General features: G+C 59.0%; 16 protein-coding genes. 2 read left to right on the top strand and 14 right to left on the bottom strand.

What is annotated here, in order from left to right; genetic code table 11:
- Positions 1-72: 72 nt before the first annotated feature.
- The 5 genes from GTW23_RS12935 to GTW23_RS12915 all read right to left on the bottom strand — a co-directional run bounded on the left by GTW23_RS12935 (position 73) and on the right by GTW23_RS12915 (position 6,909).
- Positions 73-1,257 (bottom strand): DegT/DnrJ/EryC1/StrS family aminotransferase, encoded by a 1,185-nt coding sequence (locus GTW23_RS12935; RefSeq protein ID WP_252916067.1) that lies wholly within the window; start codon positions 1,255-1,257, stop codon positions 73-75.
- Complete coding sequence (locus GTW23_RS12930; protein ID WP_252916066.1) at positions 1,251-1,877, bottom strand: acetyltransferase; 627 nt, start codon at positions 1,875-1,877, stop codon at positions 1,251-1,253. The genes GTW23_RS12935 and GTW23_RS12930 overlap by 7 nt, the downstream gene beginning before the upstream one ends.
- Complete coding sequence (locus GTW23_RS12925) at positions 1,874-2,503, bottom strand: sugar transferase (RefSeq protein WP_252916065.1); 630 nt, start codon at positions 2,501-2,503, stop codon at positions 1,874-1,876. The genes GTW23_RS12930 and GTW23_RS12925 overlap by 4 nt, the downstream gene beginning before the upstream one ends.
- A gap of 326 nt (positions 2,504-2,829) precedes the next feature.
- Positions 2,830-4,443 carry a hypothetical protein gene (locus GTW23_RS12920; protein WP_252916064.1) on the bottom strand — a complete coding sequence of 538 codons (1,614 nt, stop codon included), beginning with the start codon at positions 4,441-4,443 and terminating at the stop codon, positions 2,830-2,832.
- Entirely contained in the window at positions 4,444-6,909 is a 2,466-nt protein-coding gene (locus tag GTW23_RS12915; RefSeq protein ID WP_252916063.1) for an ArnT family glycosyltransferase, read from the bottom strand.
- 638 nt (positions 6,910-7,547) lie between these two features.
- Here GTW23_RS12915 and GTW23_RS12910 point away from each other — a divergent pair.
- Entirely contained in the window at positions 7,548-8,969 is a 1,422-nt protein-coding gene (locus tag GTW23_RS12910; protein ID WP_252916062.1) for a DUF2793 domain-containing protein, read from the top strand.
- Between the two features lie 6 nt (positions 8,970-8,975).
- Here GTW23_RS12910 and GTW23_RS12905 read toward each other — a convergent pair whose 3' ends face one another.
- The 8 genes from GTW23_RS12905 to GTW23_RS12870 form a co-directional block, all read right to left on the bottom strand.
- Positions 8,976-10,931: a hypothetical protein gene (locus GTW23_RS12905; protein WP_252916061.1), complete on the bottom strand. Its 1,956-nt coding sequence runs from the start codon at positions 10,929-10,931 to the stop codon at positions 8,976-8,978.
- Between the two features lie 86 nt (positions 10,932-11,017).
- Positions 11,018-14,068 (bottom strand): hypothetical protein, encoded by a 3,051-nt coding sequence (locus GTW23_RS12900; protein ID WP_252916060.1) that lies wholly within the window; start codon positions 14,066-14,068, stop codon positions 11,018-11,020.
- Between the two features lie 34 nt (positions 14,069-14,102).
- Positions 14,103-14,927, bottom strand: coding sequence for a spermidine synthase (locus GTW23_RS23560; RefSeq protein ID WP_425494107.1), 825 nt, complete (start codon positions 14,925-14,927; stop codon positions 14,103-14,105).
- Positions 14,928-16,507: 1,580 nt separating this feature from the next.
- Complete coding sequence (locus GTW23_RS12890; RefSeq protein ID WP_252916058.1) at positions 16,508-17,599, bottom strand: DegT/DnrJ/EryC1/StrS family aminotransferase; 1,092 nt, start codon at positions 17,597-17,599, stop codon at positions 16,508-16,510.
- 10 nt (positions 17,600-17,609) lie between these two features.
- Entirely contained in the window at positions 17,610-18,185 is a 576-nt protein-coding gene (locus GTW23_RS12885) for an acyltransferase (RefSeq protein WP_252916057.1), read from the bottom strand.
- The gene (locus GTW23_RS12880; RefSeq protein ID WP_252916056.1) at positions 18,182-19,126 is read right to left on the bottom strand and encodes a Gfo/Idh/MocA family protein; all 945 of its coding nucleotides are present in this window, start codon (positions 19,124-19,126) and stop codon (positions 18,182-18,184) included. The genes GTW23_RS12885 and GTW23_RS12880 overlap by 4 nt, the downstream gene beginning before the upstream one ends.
- A 9-nt stretch (positions 19,127-19,135) precedes the next feature.
- Entirely contained in the window at positions 19,136-20,434 is a 1,299-nt protein-coding gene (locus GTW23_RS12875) for a nucleotide sugar dehydrogenase (protein ID WP_152010824.1), read from the bottom strand.
- A 194-nt stretch (positions 20,435-20,628) separates the two neighbouring features.
- Entirely contained in the window at positions 20,629-20,883 is a 255-nt protein-coding gene (locus GTW23_RS12870; protein WP_152010825.1) for a hypothetical protein, read from the bottom strand.
- On the opposite strand from GTW23_RS12870, the gene lepA reads away from it, so the two are divergent.
- Complete coding sequence (gene lepA / locus GTW23_RS12865) at positions 20,816-22,681, top strand: translation elongation factor 4 (protein ID WP_382266285.1); 1,866 nt, start codon at positions 20,816-20,818, stop codon at positions 22,679-22,681. The genes GTW23_RS12870 and lepA overlap by 68 nt on opposite strands.
- Positions 22,682-22,818: 137 nt before the next feature.
- Here the strand turns inward: lepA and GTW23_RS12860 are convergent, their stop codons facing one another.
- Positions 22,819-23,760 carry a DMT family transporter gene (locus GTW23_RS12860; RefSeq protein ID WP_252916054.1) on the bottom strand — a complete coding sequence of 314 codons (942 nt, stop codon included), beginning with the start codon at positions 23,758-23,760 and terminating at the stop codon, positions 22,819-22,821.
- Positions 23,761-23,985 lie beyond the last annotated feature (225 nt).

Below are 23,985 nucleotides of genomic sequence, written 5' to 3'. Positions count from 1 at the left end.
TCTACCATTTATCTTGAGGTCCGCCCCATTCCGATCGGGACGTTGGCGCTATAGCCTTTTCGTGATGCCACTTCAATCCGAATTGCCTGCCGCACAGCGAACCAGAACATTTCGAAGCGCGCGCTCGGACGCCCGGATGTCATCTTCGGTCATCGACGGATGGACCAGCATCGCAAAGGCATGCTCGCCAAGCCAATGAGCCACCTGCAGGGGCTTTTCGGGCCGCCATCCAGTGCCGTCCCATGCTTTCTCCCGGTAGATCTCCGAGCAGGATCCCTGGAAACAGGGAACTCCTTCGGCAACAACCTCGGCGACGATCCGGTCACGGGTCCATCCAGACGGCGCGTCCTCTCCCAGAACAGCGTAGAAGCGGTAGTAGGCGTGCGTCACATCTTCGGGAACGGCTGCCACGCGGACAAATTCGAACGGCTCGCAGACGGCTGCAAGGCGATGAGAGATCTCCGTTCGGCGTGCCGTCCAGTCCTGCATTCTGCGGAGCTGAATCCGGCCGATGGCCGCCTGCATCTCGATCATCCGGTAGTTCGACCCAACCGAGTGATGAAGCCAGCGGAAGCCCGGCGGATGATTGGTCGCATTGACCGCGTCCCAATCCTTTCCGTGATCCTTGAAGGACCACATCTTGCGCCAGACCTCGGGATCATTGGTGGTGACCATGCCGCCCTCGCCGCCGGTGGTCATGATCTTGTCCTGGCAGAACGACCAGGCGCCGACGTGACCAATGGCGCCCACGCTGCGGCCGCGATACCGGGCACCGTGAGCCTGGGCACAGTCTTCGATGACATAGAAACCGTGTCTGGCGGCAAGATCCATGATCGGATCCATGTCGCAGGGCCTTCCCGCCAGATGGACCAGGATGACCGCCCGGGTGCGCGGGGAAAGTGCGGCGGAAATGGTTTCGGCCGAGAGACCCTGGGTTTCCGGGTCAACGTCGGCGAAAACAGGAACGGCTCCGACCAGCGGCACACTGCTTGCGGACGCCATGAAGCTGCGCGGGGTGACGATCACCTCGTCTCCCGGACCGACGCCCAGGCCCCGCAGCGCGAGTTCGATGGCGAGGCTGCCATTGGCAAGCGCAATGGCATGATCAACCCCGACCCACTGCGCATACTCGCGTTCGAAATGGCGGCATTCCTCACCGGTCCAGTAATTGACCCGGTTCGATGCCAGCACCCGGGCCACGGCAGCGACTTCTTCCGCACTGTAATCCGGCCAGGGCGCCAAGGCAGTGTTCAGCATTCCAGTTCCTCTTCAGAAAGATCCCGCCGGTAACGCGCGGGATTACCGTAGGCGATACAACGGGCGGGCAAGTTGCGGACCACAACCGAACCAGCCCCCACCATGGTCCAGTCACCGATAGCCACAGTCTCGCGCACTGACGATCCGACGCCAATCCAGACACCCGTCCCCATGAAGACTGCGCCGGAAAGATGCGCGCCAGGGGCTATGTGGACATAATGCCCAATGCGGGCATCGTGATCCACGCTGCTGGAGGTGTTGAGGATGGCTCCGTCACCGATTTCGGCATTTGGCCCGGCCACTGCGAGCGGTGCAGCGAAGACACCGGTGCCAAGCCGCGCGCTGGGGCTTATCACCGCCGAGGGGTGCAGGATATTGACCATGGGGGCCTGCCTCGTCGCAAGGTGAAGGGCGGCGCGGCGGCGAAAACGGTTTGCGCCGATGGCCACGATCACACCGTCAAACTCATTCAGGCTGTCGAGGAGCGCAGCCAGGGTGCCTTGCGCGGAAGCAACATGGTCGTCAAAAAAGGCGATCTGATCCCAGCCGCCGACAGCGGCTGCGTCCGCAACAACCCGGCCATGGCCACCCGCGCCGAGAATGGCGAGCCGCCCGCTCATGAGGAACCATCCTGCTTACCTGCGGGCCGGGATGCCTGCGCCCCGAGAAATCGTTCCGCGGTGACGCTGCCCTCGGCAGCCACGCCCTCGCGGCCGAGCACGCGCCCCACGGTCATGAACAGGATCTTCAGATCCAGCAGCAGCGAATGATTGTCGACGTACCACACATCATAGTCGAACTTTTCCTCCCAGCTGATCGCATTGCGGCCATTGACCTGGGCCCAGCCGGTGATGCCCGGACGCACTTCATGCCGCCGCGCCTGCTCGGATGAATAGAGCGGCAGGTATTCGGGCAGGAGCGGGCGTGGTCCCACCAGGCTCATGTCGCCCCTGATCACGTTGATCAGTTCGGGCAATTCATCAAGGCTCGATGCCCGCAACCAGCGGCCAAAGGGTGGAAGCCGGTCCGCATCGGGAAGAAGCTTGCCGCCTGCATCGCGCCCGTCGGTCATGGTGCGGAACTTGAACATGGTGAAAATCCGGCCACCGAGACCGGGCCGCTGCTGGCGGAAAAGAACCGGGCTGCCGAGCCTCATCCGCACCAGACAAGCAACAACCAGAGCCGGTACGGCCAGGATAACCGCCAGAGGAATGGTGATTGCAAGATCGAAGATGCGTTTGAGCATGGATGGTTTCTATCGCCCTCAAGGACCGGATTTCAAAGCACCGGTGGAAGAATTCTGATCTGGGTTACAACACCTTGTCCATTCCGGTGGGTGTGGCGGTCGCTTTGTCGGCGATGCTTCCTCATCGCCGCGATGCCAAAACCCGCCTCAGCCAAGCGCCTGCATACACTTGAAACCGACACGCGCGCAAGAAAGGGTCCGGAACCCCTCGCCAGCGCGAGAAGCAAGGCGCTCCGCATCTTTGCAGTATCCAGTCTCACCAGCGCCGTATCCCGCGACTGCGGATCAGCAGTGCCTGTGGCCGGTACAGACCGTACCGGGACCTCCTAGTCCTGTTGCTTCCGGGTGATTTTCAGAAGGTCGAGAGCATTCCTGAGCACATGGCCGTCACGGGTTACCGCAAAGAATGCCATGAGCGCAATCGCCACCGCCCCGCCATGCGACAGCATCACGGTCACGAAATCCGACAGAATGAAATTGAAACTTATCACCGCTGCCAGGCCAACCCCGATCGGGTACAGCGCGTTTGGAACACGCAGCAGAAGAACGGACACGATGATGTCGGTGATGATCACCGCCAAGAGCGACAAAACCAGGCCTACGACACCCAGATAGGCCGGATAGGCCAACAGGAAACTGGTTGGCGATGTGCTTGTGCTGGTCTTGTCGCCATGCGCAAACACGCTGCCATATTTCTGGTACACGAGTTCCGGCATATTGACCGAACTTCCGGTCAGACGCCTTGCGAAGGGCATGGCGGCGAAACCCGGGGATCCCATTTCCTCTACATAGAGAAAGTGCCATGCAGCGACCTGGGTCGGTATGACCAACGCACGGTAGATAACGCCTTCGAGATAGTATCTCGCCGCTTCATCCACCGCCATCTCCGTTTTTGGAGCGATTTCGAGATCGTCGTATGACCAGGGCGACTGATTGGGGACTCCCTCCTTAGGCTTTTCACAGGCGAACCTCAATTCCTTCTCAAGGGCCTGGACCCGGTCCTTGTAAAGCCCAAGCGATGCATCCCGCTTGTAGAGTGAAAGTATGAGCTCCTTGCCCTGTTCACAGGCTCCCAACTGCGCGGTGCATTGCCCGAAGGGGTAGGCGCCGGTTTCATTCCAGCCACGATCTCGAACCACCTCGAAGACAACCAGGGACCCGAAAAGAAGCAGCATGGAGGCTGCAGCGGCAATTCCCTTCCGGATCAGGTTGCGGTTCCACAGTATCGACGCCACCAAGATCACGATGATCGACGGCAGCAGAAGCCCTTTGGCACCGCTGAGCATGCACACGAAGACCGCGGCCAGGATAATGAGCGGAAACAGGACGAGCTGGAGTATGTTTCTCGTTCGCAGCGCATGCCAGATCATCGCAACGCTCAGGGCGATAACTACCGGAGCAAGAGCGTTTGTGAAAGCTCCGAATGAGCTCGTCGCAATGAATGAGCCTGCAAACTTGATACTGACCTCACGGGCCAGCAATGTAACCTGCGGATCAAACAACACCGCATAGAGCGCCGTGCAATCAAAAGGCACTTTCCTCAGATAGAGAAAAACCAGAACGGCACCGAGAAAAATCGAGAAAAACACATGTCCCCGCCTGAACGAAATCTTCTCAGGATGAAATGCCCTTGTGAAATTCGACGTCGTCAGAATTCCATAGGAAAGAAGCACGACCACACTGATCTGGACGACGAAAAAATGCCAGTACGGATTCTCAAGCGACTCCTGGAGAATATCGGATATCAGGAACATCGGCCACTGGAAAAAAATGTTCGAGAGTGCCGCCGTGAAGAAGGAAACCCGCAATATGCTGTTGAATTTCGCCAGGAAAATGTAAAGCAGGATAAGGCTTGCAACCAGAGCGCACGCAAAGCTCAGCGACGAAAACAAGTCAAATTCAGGAATCCCCAAAGAGAACCTGTGGACAATCGTAGGCATCTAATCCCCCTCCTTGATTTCAACCAGTTCGGCGGAAATTATCTTGATTCTGCTTGTACCGATACTCTCGACAGACAGAGCCAAGGAATCCGTTGCCTTCAAGGTCCTGAAGCGAAAGCCAAATTTTCTATTCTTCTGCTTATCACTCATTTCAAAAGTGACGATCTCGGACCTTTGCACTAGTTCGCGCGGACCGCCCGCATCCGCTTCCGCGAACTGATCCACCGTGATCTTGACAAGCCCCGCCCCTTCCAGAGACAGGTCGACGGCATACTGGGTGAAAGGCCTTACCCTGAGGGCGCTTACCGGATCACTTCCTCCATCTGCAGATGCCGCGCCTGTCGTTAATCCGGAAGACCAGTTCCGCTGAAAGAGATCATATGGCAATCCTCCGCGGTACTCTGCAGTAGTTGCCGAGGCACTGGTGCCACTGATTTTCACCAATTCCTTGCGCCCACCCAGCAGGACCGCAGTCTGATACATCCAATCCCTTTCAACCAGAGAGACTCTCGTTTGCGAGCCGGTTACCAATTTCTCGGGCTCCAGAGAGTAAATCTGTCCCTTTTCGCTTTGATATTGAAGGGTCGAAAGGGCAGGATCGCGAATTATCGAATAAAGAAGGCTGTTGTATAGCGGCGGAAGCCCGTAATCCGGCACGTGAATGTGCGTTACGCCCATCTCGGTCAGAACTGACAGAGCAGCCGACGCATCTTTCGCTGAATAAAAAGGCAACAGCCGCTCATCAAGGTAGCTGACCATCCGGCTCTTTGCATAGTACATGTCTGCAGGCTTCATCGAGAAAACCAGGCCATCGGCGCCAACTTGCGCGTTCATTCTCTCAATGAGGGCGTATTCTGACGCGACTACCAGTTTTTCGTGCATCTCGGTAAAGGCATCGGCCAATCCCATTCCATGCTTGGCCATCCGGTAAGATGTGAAGACCGAAACCTGGAGGAGGAGCACGATCGAAATAAACGACAAGAAAACTACGTCCAGAAGCCTGCTTCGCGTTTCAGAAAATCTCACCAGGCGCATATACCCATATGAACAGAAAACAGACACCATCGGCAAGGTTACCAGCAGGTACCGTTCGTTCTTGACCATGTGATCAATGCCAAGCGCCACCGAGAGGACTACCCCGGAAATGTAGACCAGCAACATCCCGACCATCAGCCACAAGGCAGAGTCACGCTTCCCGAAGCTCCCCGCGCCATCCAGAACCAGTCTCCTGATTGAGGCCAGCCTGTTGCCGGCCAGGAAAAACAACACGCCAACCGCCATGCCCCAGAATATGAACCCATAGGATTCTAGCGCAAACCAGCCTTTAAAAATGCCGTACTGGAGCATTGCTGTGAAATTGTTCAGCCCCCGGTTGATGGAGAAATAGTCATCCCAGTGCAGTTCCGGCATTGCAAAGACAGCCGGGTTATCGCTGATGGGTGAGCCGAAAAGCATCATGTTGCGCCAGTAGGGCCAGGCACCCACCAGCGCGGCGACACAGACAAGCGCCACGGCAGCGGAGGCAAGGCCGCGCCAGTCGCGCGCGCCCCGCTCGATGCCGATGGCCGCAAGAGCCAGCGGGACGAACAGTATGGCCTGCGAATGGGTCCAGAGGGCCAACCCAAGCAGCGCGCCAATCACCGCGCCGAAGACTGCCGGTCGTGCCTTGAGACCAATGACTGCGGCCAGGATAAGTGTGAAACCGAGGACGGGCAACGGATCCAGAAGGGCTGATCCAGCGCCAAGGAAAAACAGCGGGGGAGACAGGAACAGCAGGCAAGCCAGGAGTCCCACCGCCCGGCTGACGAATGAGCCAAGCGCATGGGCGACAATTGCGCCGGAAAGCATGAACCAGGGAGAAACCAGCTGGATCAGACCCGGGGAATCCGCATGTCCCTGAATGACTTCAGCCATGTAGAGCATCGCCACATAGAGCGGCGGATGCGTCCAGGGACCGAAAAAGCCCGTCAGGTTCACTTCCGGGTTGAGTACCGGGTAGGTCAGGAGATCCCGCGTGGCAAAGAGCTCGCGCGCGGCAAGCGCATATTCAAGCGCGTCATTCTGAGTGAGCGGCACAAACAGGGAAATGAACAGCAGCGCCAGCACTGAAAACAGGATTGCCGCGACAAGCGGCCACTCCGCCGCGCGCAGCCTCTGCCATCGCGACCTTCCCAGCCTTGGCGGCCGAGGGACGACAAGGAACACTGCAGCTGCGGTGCCAGCAAGAACAATGAAAACCACCGCCAGATGCGTCGAATGCGCCGCTCCGCGAAAAACTCCGAGCGCCAGCACACTGGCCATACCAAAAAGAAACGGACCGAGCGCCACGCCAACTGCGCGGGCAAGACCGGTCTGCCGGGCATCGTCGGACCAGGGCATCGCTCTCGACAGGACAAGCCCGGCACCGGTTGCCAACAGAATGCAGACAGAGAACACCAGGAACGCATAGAGAGGCGCGTTAATCACGAGATGTAAGACCTATACGTTGCTTTCCGAGCATCACAGGAAAACATGGTGTTCTCAACCCTGCTGCAAGTCCGGCGCTTATAGCTCGTTTAGCAAGTCAACCTCAACCCAAGAATCGGGATCCGGGGACTTGTCCAAGGAATCATCCGGCTCGCCACCAGAACGGCTTGCGCCCGGCTTTGCAAAGGGCCTCGTCATGCAGGAAAGATCCCGCGATTCCGAGCGTTTGCCTGGAGGCTCGGGCAGACCTCTCCCGCAACGGATCAATCGGGGATCCTTGCCTGCTTGCCCTGGTGGGGGATGGCGACCGGATCCAATGCCCGACCTCGCCCCAACCAGTTCTGATCACAGTCTTGTCGGCAGCGCACCCCACAAGCTGCCGCAAGTGTCGGGCCAGGCGGCAGTGGGCAAACATGATTCAAGATGGCTGCTTTGACGGGAAACCGGCCCAAAAACCGGGCCTGAGAAACGAGCGCGGGGTGTCAGGAGGTCTTTCATAGTGGATGAGAGCGCGAGAATTGCATGGCTATGCAATTGATTCCCATGATGTTTGGCGCTCGTTTGGCAGAACTTCATGCACGTCCATCAGCGCACCTCGATACTTCCTGAAGACCCTGACCTTCAGAAGGAACCCGATCGTGAGCGACACCACCCCGCGCCTTGCCTTGCCGCTTCTCGCCGCAGCCCAGGCGCAAAAGCATGTTACCCACAACGAAGCGCTGGTCCGGCTTGACCAGATCCTCCACCTGAGTGTGAAGAGCCGGCTGGCGCCAATGCCGCCCGGCGACCCGGCGAAAAACGAGAAACACATCGTGGCTGATGCGGCAGGAGGTGCATTCGCCGGGCAAAGCGGGAAAATCGCCTGCTTCACAAACGGCGACTGGGACTTCATCTCTCCGTCAGACGGCTGGCTGGCCTGGGTCGAGGATGACGCCGCGCTGGTTGCCTATCACGCCGGGGCATGGGTCAGCGCCGGCACCGCCGTAGCGCTCTCGACGCTTGGCATCAATGCAAGTGCAGACATGACCAACCGGCTTGCGGTCTCGAGCCCGGCCACCCTGTTCAACCATGCCGGTGCCGACCACCGCCTGAAGATCAACAAGGCCGCGGCCGGGGATACCGCAAGCATCGTGATCCAGGATGGCTTCTCCGGGCGTGCCGAATTCGGTCTTTCCGGCGATGACCGGTTTTCCATCAAGGTCAGCCCTGACGGCATCAACTGGACAGAGGCTGTCAGCATCGACAATGGGACCGGTGTGGTCAGCCTGCCGGAAACTCCGGGAGGCGGCGCGGAAGCCGTTGCGGTCCGCGAGAACCTGCTTATCAATGGAAACTTCACTCTCAATCAGCGCGCGTTCGCAGGCGGCAGCCTGGCAGCCGGCAGCTACGGGTTCGATCGCTGGAAGGCGGGGGCGGCCGGCGCCAATCTCTCACGGACGGGTGACACGCTGACGCTTGCATCGGGTTCGATCATCCAGGTGGTCGAACCGGCCATTTTCGGGCTCGGCGACATTGCCAACGAGACGCTCACGATTTCGCTTGATCATGTATCCGGCGCAGCGGTCACCGTATCGGTTTTCGGTGACGATCGGATCATCGACGCTGTTGCCGGCAGGTCGTCGACCAGCTTTCAGGTTCCCGGCGGGCATGGCGGCACGATAGAGATCACGCTCGCGGCGCTGTCCGGTCCTGCTGGTGTGGCGAGGGTCAAGATGGAGATCGGATCAGGCCCGACCCCTTACCAGGCCCGGGCCCTGCCGCTGGAGGAAACGCTTGCGAACCGATACTTCAAGCACATCGAGGGGCCGATCGCCCTGTTCCTCTATGCCCAGGCCTACGGAAACTACTTTTTCAACAGCCTTCCAACACCCGTCACCATGCGCACCGTGCCTACCGTCTCACGCGTCCTTGGCGCCTATGGAAATATTTTCGCAAACGATCCGGCGCAAGCCGTAGCCACCGCGACATCTCCCACCGCCTTCCGTCTGTCGATCCGGGCCAATGCGGCGGGAGAATGCTACGCGAACTTCAATTCGATCTCGCTCGACGCCGAACTCTAGCCGGCCTTATGCGCCGTAAAGCTTGGGAATCCGGTCGATCACTCGAATGGCCTCGTCAAAATCGATATTGATGAGTTGGGTATATTCGCGGATCGATTTCCAGCGGGGCTGGTTGTCCCGCTCGACGAGCTCCATCGCCCGGTCCCGGGTGAGCTGGCCTTCGCGGATCTGGTTCGAGCGGAAGGTGTCGTGCTCGGAGAAGCCCGCAACCGTGGTGTAGATGTAGTTGTAGAAAGCCGCCGTACCGTCGCCAATCCGCCAGGTGCATTCCGTGTCGTCGGCGAGCTCCCAATCATAGCCGTTGATCAGAACGTCGTCGATGACGTCCTCGTCCCAATCGACATAGTCGAAGAGATAGAGATGGTCCTGGTTAATGCCGTAATAGGACAAGAACGCCCATGCGGTATCCGGGATGGACCGGTTGATGTAACGAGGGTTGGACAGATAGCGCTTGCCGTACTGCATCAGCATCTGGGCCTTGCGGCCCATCCCGAAGGTTGAGGGCTGATTGAAACCGTCGACCTGAGGCGGCATGTCCAGGAAACCCAGCTTGAAATCCGTCTTCTCGAGCCGGTTGGTGCAGAACACCATCAGCGGAATGCCGGTCTGCTTGATCAGTTCGTTGGCATACCAGAAGAACTGCTTGTCGCCGGCCATGAAGAGCGGGATGATGCCGAGATCCGGCTTTTTCAGCCAGGCAAGCACGTTGGCGCGAATGTTGGCGCGCTTTTCCTTGATGTTGGCGGAAATCCAGATGTGCTCGATGCCGAGCTTGCCGCACATGCGGGCTTGGTTGCGGCGCGCAAGATCCGTGACCATTCCCCAGTCATAGCTGAAGGTGATGGGCTGCATGCCGAATTTTTCCTTCAGCAGATGCAGGCCGTAGGAGGAATCCCGGCCGCCGGAAAAGGCCACCACACAGTCAGGCGACTTGCCGTCGCCACGAAACCTGGCCAGATACTCCTCGATCTCGCTCTCAGGCTTCTTCTCCCACGGCTCATAGGTGTGGCAATAGTTGCACACGCCATCGGCATCATAGGCGATGTAGGGCATGGTCTCGGGCAGAAGGCATTTCGAGCACCGCTGCATGGTCGCCTGGGCATGGCGGAGACGGTAAGACTTTTCCTCGATGTTGCGCTGGGTGGCGAGCATCGGACTGATCTGCGGCGTGGCCAATGCGCTGTCAAAACCGAAAGTCTTCACCTCGATGGAGGACAGATCGATGCTCATCCCGTTGCCGGCGGTGAGCTGATGAACAGGCACGCCGGCAAAACCCGGTATGGTTTTGTCGCCGGATGTCAGCTTCTGGCAGATCCATTTCTCGGACGCAAAGAAGAAGGCATCGCCCTTGGCCGAGATGCAGTAGTGCACCGAGCCGGTGTTGGTGCCGATCATCAGTTCGTTGGTGCCGCGCTGGAAGAACGCAATCGAGGTTTCGCCGTAGATATCATCAAAGGCGCGGCTCATGGCCTTCTGCGTGGTGTCGCCTTCAACCGTGTATTTGTGCATCAAGGCCGCGATGACTTCGGTGTCGACTTCCGCGCGTGGCTTGATGTCGGGGTTCTCAGCCCAGAGCTCGGCCCAATTGGTGACGATGCCATTGTGCACGATGACGATATCGTCGCGCCACACCGGCTGGTTGTTGGCATCAATTCCCTGAAGCCCATTGGTCACCAGCCGCGCATGGCCGACAACACTCAGCGCGCTCTTGTCGCCCGGAGCCGCGAAAAACCCGTCGGCGCCGCGGCTGACAGCGGTCTTGTAATCCGCGGTCTTCAGCATCGCCTCGGCGGAAACGGAATCCTTGTGCACCACGATCTCGTCGGCATTAGCGATCGCGATGCCGGCCGCCTCCTTGCCGCGTGATTGCGAAAGAATGAAAAGGTTTCTGATGGCGCGATCCCACGCCGCGCGGTCCAGCCCCTGGCGGGACGATGTAACCAGTCCGAAAATTCCGCACATTACGATATAGTTCCTGTTTCCACTGCCGCTGCGGCCTGTCTATGCCAATTTTACGGCATCAAAGGCAAGCCAAAACAGGCAAATCATTAATCCGCTTCGTTCGCAAGTGCGAGATAGGCCCATGCTGCACTTTGCAGGTCCCAGGGTGAATTTATGCGAGCATACCGCATAGCTACAATTGGCTTGAGAACTGCTGGCTCGCCATGTTTTGTAAGCTCGTAGTTTACAAATGGATATAGTTTTCCCGACGCAACAAGATAGGAGGCCGAACGCAGCAGGTTCTCCTTTATCCATTCCGGCAGTACAGTGCTGGCTGCGAGATTGGACATAGCATCGATGGATCGAAACGATATCCAAGCCTTGATATGATCACCAGGATATTCCGGCTTGTTTATGGAAATGCCATCGCTGGCCTGCCAACCATCATAGGCGGTTCCCCACCAGTAGTCCCACACGCCGTTAGCAGGCAACTCACCATCTGGTGCAATCCGGCGCTGGAAGTGTTTAATTATCTGGATCGCAGCCTGCTCTGCTTCGGGACAGCTCGAGGAACTTCGCGTCTCCAGAACTGAGTAAGCCCATTCGTTCTGGTGATTGAAAGGCACCGCCACGCCATCGAAATAGAACTTACCACCCTTCTCCCACCTTAGGTTTGCGGTCTCGCCTGAAAGCCAATGCAACGGTTCGACACCGTAGGCCAGTGTATCAATGTGGTCTTCCAGGCAATGGACCGCCTGAAGCAGGGTCCCATAGCCCTCGAGTTCAACAGGAGCCTGTAGCTCATTGAGGTAACGATCCATGAGAAGGAGCAAACGACTGGTTTGGACCGCAAATAGTGCGGGGCTGCGATCTATCGTGAACGCACGCGTTTGAAATCTTCCTTCTCGCCAGTGCTGATCAATTATTGCCATTTCGAGGTCGAGCCGGCGCCGTATACCAGGCACGATATCACCGATCATGTCGGCCATGTTGTCGTTGCGTTCGGCGAGGTAGATGAAGTCCAGGAAGCCATTCAGGTAGTAAATCTGCGACCAGGGAATTCGCGCTTCGGCGTTGCTGATGCCATACTCAAGCCAGCCGTTTTGCTGAATGCGCTCTATGTCAAACAGCAACATCTCCCTGTAACTGTCGGGATCGTCCGCATGCTTGATGGACAGTGAACCCCTTCTGAAGGAGAGGTTGTAGGGCACCACGCCGCTCTGGATCCTGGGAACATTGACACCGCTGGGCGCCACCACGAAATACGGTTCGGCGGCACCTTCGGCAGCCAGACATAGCGCTGCAGGTCCCGAAGGGGTTGCCACTGCCTCAATGATCTTGTGGCAACCATCCATACGCCCTTCCTCGACAACATCGCCGATGATCCGCGCGTTCAAGGTACCTCCGACAATATGAACAGCGTTGTCAGAAGCCAGAACATCAACCCAAGGGATCATCTCGTAAGTGCCACCTGCGGGATCAAGCAGCAACGGCAGTGTGATCAACTTCCCGTCTCTTTGAATCTCGCCATCTCTAACCAAGTAACGCTCCAGGAAATTGCCTTGGGCGATATTGTCGTAATAAACCAGATACAGCGTCTGCCCTACAAGCCGAGCGGCACGGAGCATTGGTTGAGTGTCGGCGCTTGCGGTGATCGAAACGAGGCTCGTTTCGGAGCCGTCTGAAGAGAGCAGCTTCAGCAGCAACCTGTCATCTGGCAGCGTGCGCGTGATCGAAAGATTGCCATTCCCAGTTGGGAAAATGGCGAGCGGCAGCTCGGTGGCTTCAAAGGACAACGAACTCCCGTCGTGTACGACCGAAATGGCTGCTGGTGTGGCGATGAGTTCTACGCGCCCCTCTCCCGAAAACGGACGCACGAACGGTATTACTTGATTGTTGTCTGCACCTGGCGCGAATTCGTTCGTCGTGTCTGAAAGGCGTACGCTGGTAACACTGTCTTTCAAGTTACGGCTTTTAGCAGCCTCACAAGCGACTACTCCTCGATAGAGATAGGCTTCATATTCGTTCACGACCAGCGGATCTGCATATTCAGAACCAACCGGGTATTTGAGGTATGCGCCATCTTCGGTCTTGTACTTGACAAGCTCCGAGATCATTTTTCTCGACAGTTCCGGGGAGTAGTTCAAATTGCAGAGCAGACTCAAGGCCATGCCGATGTCGTAGGTTCTCGCAGAGCGCTCTATGTTTTCCTGAAGGAGTGGCCAGCCACGGATGTAGCCTTCCCTGTCTGCGCTCGCCGGTGCTTCGAATTCCTTGATGTGGGCAAGAACGGCATCGAAATCAATTTGTGCTGAAAGCTCACCCTCGTATCGAATGTAGTTCAGAAGCCCATGAATGATGTAGCTCGCATGAGGCAGATCGTTCGACACGTTTTCCTGAACAGAATACCGCCAGTACCATGACCCTGTTTCCGGATTGACCATCTTGTAATCGAGCAATGCCTGTACCGTATCATCAGCGGCACCCCGCAACGCCGCGGCGAAACCCTTGTCCGGGGTAATCAAACTGAAGCGCTGCAACTCTCCGGCGAGGTAGGCAGCCGGGTTGAACGTATCGTACTGTCGATCCGTCTCGACAAAAGAGTAGGGCAAAAGCCCCGCGGGTGTCCGCATTTCGGGATCCACAAAGGGACGGAGGGCTTCGTCTACCTTCGCAAGGATCTGCGGGCCCGGCGAATTTGGATCCTGCTCCATCCAATCCAGCAAAGCCTGTACGGTGATGGCCGTGGAAATGGTGTAGGCGGTATTGGCAGGGTTTTCCGAACCATCACCATAGGCATCCCACGCAATGGGGACGCCCCACCCAACCACACCGTCCTTATCGAGATCACTGTTGTCGAGAAGCCAGCGACCAGCCTGGGGCGCGAGGTTTGGCAAATCCACAGACAAACCGTTTCGGGTACGCTCCAACTCAGCGATGAGTATTTTCGCGTAGGATTTCGGGACGTCAGCCGCCGCATTGCCCGGGTAGTCGGTGGCTCCATATCCAGGCCGCAGTGGATCGAACCGGGCGTGCAACTCCGGAATCAGATACGGTTCGGGCTCAGGCGAGTGGTCGATCCAGGCAACAACGCCCGTCAACAAAAGAGACAAACAAAGAAAACTAGCGATTACATATTTCGGTGAGTTGCGGTTCATCGGCTTGAGACCACCAACACTTCAAGCTCTCCCATCATTGGCTGTATCCATAGGCAACCGGCACCTCAGTTTCGAAACTCGAAAACTGGTCGGCGTCTAGCCCTACTCTCGGGCTCTGCCAACGTCCAAGCAGCTGGCGGAGCCAGAAATACTCGAACGTCGGGGAATCATCTGTATTGGGATCAATATGCAAAAGGCCATCAACACTCCTAAAGACCCGTATCGCCATTACTGATGCTCGATCATCCTTCAGGTCTTTGCCTGGCAGGAGTCGTGTCCAAGCAGCAGCGATCTCAGGTGTGACCCGTGCTTCGGTCATTTCAGGTAGCGGTCCGTTCGGGAAGTAGACATGGTAATAGCCAGGGAAAACCGCGCTCCCAAAAACACCAATCGCATCCCGCACATGCCCAACCAAGGGGCGCACACCCAAGTATCCCCCTGGTGAAAGCAGGGCTTTCTGCATGGCAAAGAATTCCGACGTGAAGAGATTTCCAGAACCAGCATGCCATGGCTCGTTGATCTTCGTTTGAATTAGATCGTAGGTCTCACCTTTGGACAGCGCCATCTGAACAAAACGACGACCATCGCCCACAACAATATTGACCCTGGGGTCGGTGAACACCCGCGCAGTCGACGTGAGAGTCTTATCACGGACCGCCTCCACAACTTCTGCGGAGATATCGACAACCGTTATATGCTCCACGAAATCCAGATCCAAAAGAGCATCTATGAGATAGGCGTGCCCGATCCCGATAATCAGTATGCGGCGAGGCCGGAATGCGGGATCGAGAACCAAAAGGTCCGACAGATTCCAGCGCCAAGCTTCATAAAACTCACCCTTCTTGGGATCCCGTACCATGGCCGAAGCGGATGCAGTTCGATTCATGTCTACAATTTCATAGAACTGCGGCGTCGGAACCGTAGTCACCACACCGGACCGACCTTCATACACGCTTGAGATCTGATACTCGCCAAACGAGAACGAGCGATAGTAGTCCCTTGGAATAAGAAGTGCGAAAAGGACTCCTACCGCAACGAGAGCGAGGGGTTTTGCGGTCCGGCCGATCACGGCCGCAGCAACGCCGACTATAATGATCGTGAAAATCACGGACAGCCCGGTTCCAACGGCGGGAAGGATCACAATGCCAAAAATGAAAGCGCCCAGTACGTTGCCAGCCGTGTAAAGCGAATACAGCCGCGCAAATGCCGTTCCCGCCACATTGATGTCGCGGGTCACAACCTTCAGCATGACCGGGAAGAGCGCTGCCCAAGGTAGCACTGACAGCATCATCACCAGACTGAAGGCGAACACAACTGCGGGGTTGGGATCACCGATCAAATGGCGGTACTGTTCCGCGAGAAGCGACCCGTTGAAAGTAGTGAACCGGAGAATTCCAGCCTCTGCTATCCACGGCGGGGGCAAAATCAAGGCCGCGGCCAAAAGTGCGGCACCGACCATGAACAGGGCGGACAAGACAAGCGGCAATTTCTGCGGAAACCGGTCCGCCAATCGTCCACCGACCTCCTGCCCAAGCGACATGAGCAGAAGGTAGGCCGCTAACATTGCCGGAAACACCGTCGTGGACATCGTGAAGTAATTGGTAAGCACACGAAACAGGGCAATTTGGATTGCGAGTGTACCGAATCCAAATAGTACAGCCGCCAACGCCGCACGTGGTATGAGGGGCTCCGACCGAACGATCTCGCCACCCAGGCCGAAACGACCTGACGAGTACAGCACCCAGGCAAGCAGCACACCAACGACGATATTGAGGAAGGCGGCAACACGAACAGATCCGCCAAGACCTATCAGCTCGATCAGTACAAGCCCTGTCACCAGTGCTCCGACGGCCGCCCCAAGGATGTTAAGTCCATAAAGGCGTCCTACCACGCGCCCGAGGTTATCAAGCCGCGATTTGACCAGATGCACGATAAGTGGCGTTGTCATACCCATGGCGATAACCGGTGGCGCAAGCAGGACAAAGTTCAGGATCGAATCTGCAAGCAACGATTCCATGCCCACCGTTGCCCACCACGCATTGGCTGACCGGAGGATCTCAAGTGACAAAAGCCCGTAGATGCCTATGCCAACTTCGAGCACCGCATATGCAATCGCGACCGGTACCCGGGGAGAGCGGAGGAACGCGCGCCCTGCTTCTGCGCCAAGCCCGAGTCCAATCATGAAGATGGACACGATAAGGACTGCGGAGATCGCATCAGCGCCGATCACCTGTGTCAGCACACGTTGCCACACAACCTGATAGACGAGAGCGGAGAAGCCCGAGGCGAAGAAGGCGACGGCAACCAGGCGTACAAATCGAGTATTGTCCATCAAACCCTCACTGAGTCAGCCATGTCTCCAGATTGCTTTGCACGGCATATGAAAAAAATCCGGCGTGACCACCGGGGGGAGGGGGCGGCGAAAGAGCCCTAAACCCATCATCCCTTCAGCGCGGTGCGGACCGCGGTGACGACCTGGTTCTGGTCTTCTTCGGTGAGGTACGGGCCCATGGGCAGGCTCATCACCTCGCTTGCAACCTGGTCACCGGTCGGCAGGCTGGCATCGGGATCGGCGACGGCGGGCTGCTGGTTAAGCGGGATCGGGTAGTGGACGGCGGTGGGGACGCCCGCCTGTTTCAGGCTTTCCTGGACGGCCTCGCGGTCGGGCGTGCGGATCGTGTATTGGGCCCAGGCGCTCTGGTTGAAGCTCTCGACAAACGGGGTCGTGGTCACGCTGGCATCGCCCAGAAGGCTGTCATAGCGTTCGGCCACGGCCTGACGAGCGGCGAGCTCCGCGTCGAGCCGGGCGAGCTTGGGCAGCAGCACCGCGGCCTGGATCGTGTCGAGACGGCTGTTCACGCCGACGCGGATGTGGTGATAGCGGCGGTCCTGGCCATGGCGGGCGATCTGCCGGATGATTTTGGCCAGTTCGTCGTCACTGGTGAAAATCGCACCGCCATCGCCGTAGCAGCCCAGAGGCTTTGACGGGAAGAAACTGGCGCAGGCGATCAGGCTGAGATTGCAACTCTTGCGGCCCTTGTAGGTCGCGCCGAAACTCTGCGCCGCATCCTCGATCACCGGCAGGCCGTGACGGGCTGCGATCTCGTTGATGGCGTCGAAATCCGCGCACTGGCCATAGAGGCTGACCGGGATGATCGCCCTGGTGCGCGGCGTGATGGCCGCCTCGAGAGCCGCGGGATCGAGATTGTAGGTGCGGGGGTCTACGTCGACATAGACCGGCTTGGCGCCCAGCAGCGCCACGGTTTCCGCGGTGGCAATATAGGTAAAGCCCGGGGTGATGACCTCGTCGCCCGGCGCAATTCCGAGCGCCATCTGGGCAATCTGAAGCGCGTCGGTGCCATTGGCGACGGTGATGCAGTGCTTTGCCCCGACATAGGCTGCGAGTTTTTCCTCGAGTTCGGCGACCTCGGGTCCGAGAATGTACTGGCCATGCTCGAGCACACGGTGGATGCCCGCGTCGATCTCGGATTTCAGAAGCTGGTACTGGGTCTTGAGATCAATGAACTGCATTTTCCTGCCCTTACACCTTTTGAACCCGGCCGTCTTGCAAGACATATGTATCGCCCGTGTGGGGACAGACCGTCCGCCCGGCTCCGGTCAGGGGCAGATCCAGCCGTTCGCCGAACTCGCTCATCCAGCCGACATGCCGCCCCGGAACGCCAACCATCAGGGCATAGTCGGGAACATCGCGATTGATCACCGCTCCTGCCCCGACAAACGCATAGGCGCCGATGGTGGTGCCGCAGACAATGGTGCAATTGGCGCCCAGCGTCGCGCCGCGGCCAACCCTCGTGTCGCGGTACTCGTTCTTGCGCTCGATCAGCGAGCGCGGATTGTAGACATTGGTGAACACCATGCTCGGGCCGCAGAACACCCCCTCTTCGAGGGTGACGTTCTCATAGACCGACACATTGTTCTGGATCTTGCACTTGTCGCCGATCACCGTCCGGTTGGCGACGAACACGTTCTGCCCCAGCGAAACGCCGCGGCCAATGACCGCGCCGCTGCAGACATGGACAAAATGCCAGACCCGCGATCCCTCGCCAATCTGGGCGCCTTCGTCGATGATGGCGCTGGGATGGATCTGGACACTCACCGCAAGCGTGCCACAAACGGGTGAACAGCGGATCCACCCTGCCGGATCGGCGCGGTGCGGATTTCCTCCACCGTCTCGATGCAGTGGCGGGCGTCGGACAGCCCGTAGCCGCGGCCCGCCAGGATTTCCTCGTAGCTGACCGTGTGAAGATCGGTGAAGCCTTCGGAGAACTCGAGCTGCTCGCCGCTGATATCGATGTTGCGATAGGTCGGCTTCTTGCCCTTCACATCATCGGGAAGATCGTCGGCATCGATCGACAGGAACCAGATCACCCGGGCGCGCTCATATTCGAGATAGCCGGCGGCCTTGCTGTCGGAGGCATAGTGGACGACGTTCTGCTGCAGGTCACCGAAAATGAAATGCAGCATGTCGTAGAAATGCACGCCGATATTGGTCGCCACGCCATAGGACTTGCGCGGGTCGCCCTTCCAGCTTTCCATGTACCATTTGCCGCGGCTGGTGATGTAGGTCAGGTCCACATCGAATTTCTTGTCCGCGGGCGCGGCGGCAACCTTTTCCCGCAGCTTCAGGATGGATGCGTGATGGCGCAGCTGCAGGATGTTGAACACCCGCTGTCCGGTTTCACCTTCCACCAGAGCCAATTCATCCAGAAGCGTCGAGGTCGGAACCAGCGGCTTCTCGCAGATCACGTCGCATCCCAGGCGCAGCCCGGCCGCGATGTGGGCGTGGTGCAGATAGTTGGGGCTGCAGACGCCGACATAATCGAGCCTTGTGGCCGGATCACGCTTCAGGACATGCGCGTGCTCCTGGAAGCGCTCGAACTCGGTGAAGAATTCGCTCTGCGGCGAAATGCTGTCGATCACGCCGACGGAATCATTGATGTCGTAGGCGACCGCAAGACGGTTTCCGGTGTCCTTGATGGCCCGCATGTGGCGGGGAGCAATGTAACCGGCGGCCCCGATCAGCGCGAAATTCTTCATGGTCAAATCCTAAAGACGGAATACGCTGAAGCCCTGGTCAGCGAGAAGCGTGCGATCGTAGAGGCTCTTCAGATCCGCGATCACGGGTGTTGCGGAGGGACGGCAATAAGACCGCAGAACGGCCGGGTCGAGCTGGCGGTACTCGTTGTGACCGACGGCCACAACAAGGCTGTCGACCGGCGCATCGGGAGACAGTTCGGACAGGTCATAGCCATATTCGTGCTTGACCTCCTCGGGCAGCGCCCAGGGATCACACACCACAACCTTCACATTCCAGCTCTCGAGTTCGCGAATGAGATCGACGACCTTGGAATTGCGGATATCGGGGCAGTTTTCCTTGAAGGTCAGGCCGAGCACGCCGACGGTGCTGCGGGATACGTCGATCCCGTTCTGCAGCATGCGGCGCACCACCGAGCGTGCGGCATAGCGCGCCATGTTGTCATTGATCCTGCGCCCGGCGAGGATGACCTGGGGATGATAGCCCAGCATCTCGGCCTTGTGGGTGAGGTAATAGGGGTCGACGCCGATGCAGTGCCCACCGACCATGCCCGGGCGGAAGGGCAGGAAGTTCCATTTGCTCCCGGCCGCCTCGAGCACCTCAAGCGTGTCGATGTTCATCCTGTCAAAGACCACCGACAGCTCGTTGACAAAGGCGATGTTGAGATCGCGTTGGCTGTTCTCGATCACCTTGGCAGCCTCTGCAACCCGGATCGAACTGGCCTTCCAGGTGCCTGCCTTGATGATGGAGGCGTAAAGCGCATCCACGGCATCGGCTGCTTCAGGCGTGCTGCCCGACGTGATCTTGCGGATCTTGGTCAGGGTGTTTTCCTTGTCGCCCGGATTGATGCGCTCGGGGCTGTAGCCGCAGAAGAAGTCGACATTGAACTTCAGCCCGCTGGCTTCTTCCAGCACCGGGACGCAGACCTCTTCGGTGGCGCCGGGGAAAACAGTCGATTCATAGATGACGACATCGCCGACCTTGAGCGCTTCGCCAATGGTCCGGCTCGCCTTCTGCAGGGCCGAGAGATCCGGGCGGTTGGCCTCATCGATCGGGGTCGGCACCGTCACGATGAAGATCGTCGAATCGTGCAGATCGGCCGGGTCGGACGAGAACGAAAGATCTGAAGCCTGCGCCAGTTCCTCCGGCTCGACTTCGCGCGTGCTGTCACGTCCCGACTTGAGTTCCGAAATCCGGGCCTTGTTGACGTCAAAGCCAAGCACCTGGCGATGCTTGCCAAACTCAACAGCCAGCGGCAGCCCGACGTAGCCCAGACCAATAATCGAAATCTTGCCAGACAAAAGATCCAATAAATCAACTCCCGTACATCGATACGCCGCCGTTGCTGATCACTGATCGAAACATTGTCGGGTGATGTTACATTATTTGGCTATTGACTGGCGCGGCGAGCCGGCCGACAGGCACAAGCTGCTTTGCAACGATCAATTTCTCACCGCCTCCATTAAGGGATGACAGGGCGCGTTTCAAGTAACTAAATCCGAAGCTACCGGGCTGCCATTGCGGCGCGCAGCAGGGTAGCGAGCTTCTCTGCTGCAGCGATCAGGGCATTGGCGGAAGCGCCCGCGATCAGCGGATTGATCCGGACCAGAACAAGTCCGCAGGCCCTCCCCGGACGCAGATCCGCCATGGAGCGGTTTCCACCATTGAGCGCGATGCCGCTGAAGATCGGAATGCCGCAGGCATTATCCTCGATTGCCTTTTTCCGCAGTCCTGCTAAATCGCGAGCTATGACAAACACGCCCCTTTCCCATATTCGCAATTTCTCGATTGTCGCGCATATCGACCACGGCAAGTCGACGCTCGCCGACCGGCTGATCCAGACCTGCGGCGGCCTGGCCGACCGGGAGATGAGCCAGCAGGTTCTCGATTCCATGGACATCGAGAAGGAGCGGGGCATCACCATCAAGGCCCAGACCGTGCGATTGCACTACAAGGCCAAGGATGGGGAGATGTATGTCCTCAACCTGATCGACACGCCGGGCCATGTCGACTTCGCCTATGAAGTGTCACGCTCGCTCAGGGCCTGCGAAGGCTCCCTGCTGGTGGTGGACGCATCCCAGGGCGTGGAAGCGCAGACGCTGGCCAATGTCTACGCGGCGCTCGACGCCGACCACGAGATCGTGCCGGTGCTCAACAAGATCGACCTGCCGGCGGCCGAGCCCGACCGCATCAAGGAACAGATCGAGGAAGTCATCGGGCTTGATGCCTCCGATGCCGTGATGATTTCGGCCAAGACAGGCATCGGCATACCGGATGTGCTGGAGGCGATCGTCACGCGGCTGCCTCCACCCAAGGGCGGCAGCGTCAAGGATCCGCTCAAGGCCATGCTGGTCGACAGCTGGTACGACACCTATCTCGGCGTGATCGTGCTGGTGCGGGTGATCGACGGCGAGATGAAGAAGGGCCAGCAGATCCGGCTGATGGGGACCGACGCCCGCTACACGGTGGAGCGGATCGGCGTGATCACGCCGAAGCTGGTGGCCACAGAAACCCTTGGCCCGGGGGAAATCGGCTTCATCACCGCCTCGATCAAGGAAGTGGCCGATACCCGCGTCGGTGACACGATCACCGAGGAGCGGCGGCCAACGGCTCAGGCCCTGCCCGGATTCAAGCCGGCGCAGCCGGTGGTGTTTTGCGGATTGTTCCCCGTCGATGCGGCCGATTTCGAGGATCTGCGCGCGGCGATGGGCAAGCTCAGGCTCAATGACGCCTCGTTCTCGTTCGAGATGGAAACCTCGGCAGCGCTCGGCTTCGGCTTCCGTTGCGGCTTCCTCGGGCTGCTACACCTGGAAATCATCCAGGAGCGGCTGGAACGCGAGTTCAATCTCGACCTGATCGCCACGGCTCCGTCGGTGGTCTACCGGATGAACATGACCAATGGCGACGTGATCGAGCTGCACAATCCGGCCGACATGCCGGACGTGGTGAAGATCGCCAGCATCGAGGAGCCGTGGATCAAGGCGACGATCCTGACGCCGGACGATTATCTCGGTCCGATCCTGAAACTGTGCCAGGAGCGCCGCGGCATCCAGACCGACCTTTCCTATGTCGGCAAGCGCGCGATGGTGACCTACCAGTTGCCGCTCAACGAGGTGGTGTTCGATTTCTACGACAGGCTGAAATCGATCACCAAGGGCTATGCCAGCTTCGACTACCAGATCACCGGCCATGAGGCGGGCGATCTGGTGCGGATGTCGATTCTTGTCAACGAGGAGCCGGTCGACGCGCTGTCGATGCTGGTGCACCGCTCGGCAGCGGAAAAACGCGGCCGCGTCATGTGCGAGAAGCTCAAGGACCTGATTCCCCGGCACATGTTCAAGATCCCGATCCAGGCGGCCATCGGCGGCCGGGTGGTGGCGCGCGAAACCATTTCGGCGATGCGCAAGGACGTGACCGCCAAGTGCTATGGCGGCGACGCCACCCGCAAGCGCAAGCTCTTGGACAAGCAGAAGGCCGGCAAGAAGCGGATGCGCCAGTTCGGCAAGGTCGAGATCCCGCAGGAAGCCTTCATCGAGGCACTGAAGATCGGCGACTGATTCCGGGGCCTTTGATTCCCGGGCCATTGATTCCGGGGCCATTGATTCCGGGGCTCAGGATCAGCGCTGACAGCCAGGTCCCGGCCTGAAAGCACCCGCGAGCGTTCCGCTCTCCAGAAGACCTGCTGCCGGACTTCTCAATTCGGCAGCGGCAGCGCCGTGCGGCGGCTCATGTGCCATTGCCAGAGAATGTGGCCGACCAGTGCTGCGAACACCATACCCCCGCCCAAAAGCGTCCTGGGGGCCGGCACCTCGGCATGGATCAGCCAGACCCAGATCGGCCCGAAAACCGGCTCCATGGTGGAAATCAGCGCGGCCAGCGCCGATGGGATCAGCCGAGCGCCGGTGGCGAACATCGCCATGCCAAGGCCGAGGTTGAAGGCGCCGAACAGGAACAGCAGGCCATAGTCGCGGGCGCTGACGATCAGTCCCGATGACAGCACCACACCGACGACGGTGCCAATGATCACCCCGAGGCAGACAGCCGGCGTCATCCTTACGCCGGAGAAGCGCCGGGTGATGACCGTGGCGGCTGCAAACACCACCGCGATGACGAGCGCCAACCCGTCGCCGATGAAGGACACGTTGGCGGCGAAGGAATCGGACACCATGACGCCGATGCCGGCAATCACCGCCAGAATTGCGCCCCAGGTGACGCGGTCGACCGCTTCGCGCAGGAAGACCACCCCCAGAAGAGCCGCGATCAGCGGCACGCCGGCCTGCATCAAGAGGATGTTGGCAACACTGGTGTAGCCGAGCGCCACCACGAAGGAGATCGACGCGGTGGCAAAGCACACCGCCACCGCGACGCCCGGCAGGCCCATGGTGCGAAACAGGCGGACGGTGCCCGCCGGCCCGTCGCGCCAGAGCATGAAGCCCAGCAGGAACAGGGCTGCGAAGAACGACCGCCAGGCAATGATGGTCCAGGGATCGCCGACATCCAGCCCGCGGGCGATGGCGCCGCCGAAACTCCAGACCAGCGCCGCGCCGAACACCAGGAGCACGCCGTTGCGCGCGTCCGCAGCACCCGGCAGCGGGGACGTGATTTTTGCGGCGGAGACGGCGGTTTCGGAATCCATCGAAAATCCTTAGTCAGCCCGCCGGTGTTTGAAAAGCCGGGCGGCGCGACATTTCGGGGCGCGAACAGACTGCGGTGGCATTCGCGACCTTCCGCGGGGCCGGACCCGCCATCCTGCCGCTCCACCGGGAGCGCAAAACCATCACCAAGGCCCCGATCCGTCCCGAGGCAGAAACAAAAGCCAAATTAATGAGACGGCTGCGCATTCAGGCGTTGACACGACCGC

This window comes from Parahoeflea alexandrii (genome assembly GCF_024105735.1).
GTDB classification, from domain to species: Bacteria; Pseudomonadota; Alphaproteobacteria; order Rhizobiales; family Rhizobiaceae; genus Hoeflea; species Hoeflea alexandrii.
The sequence above is the reverse complement of the archived record's forward strand: the minus strand, read 5'-3'. Positions and strand labels throughout refer to the sequence as shown.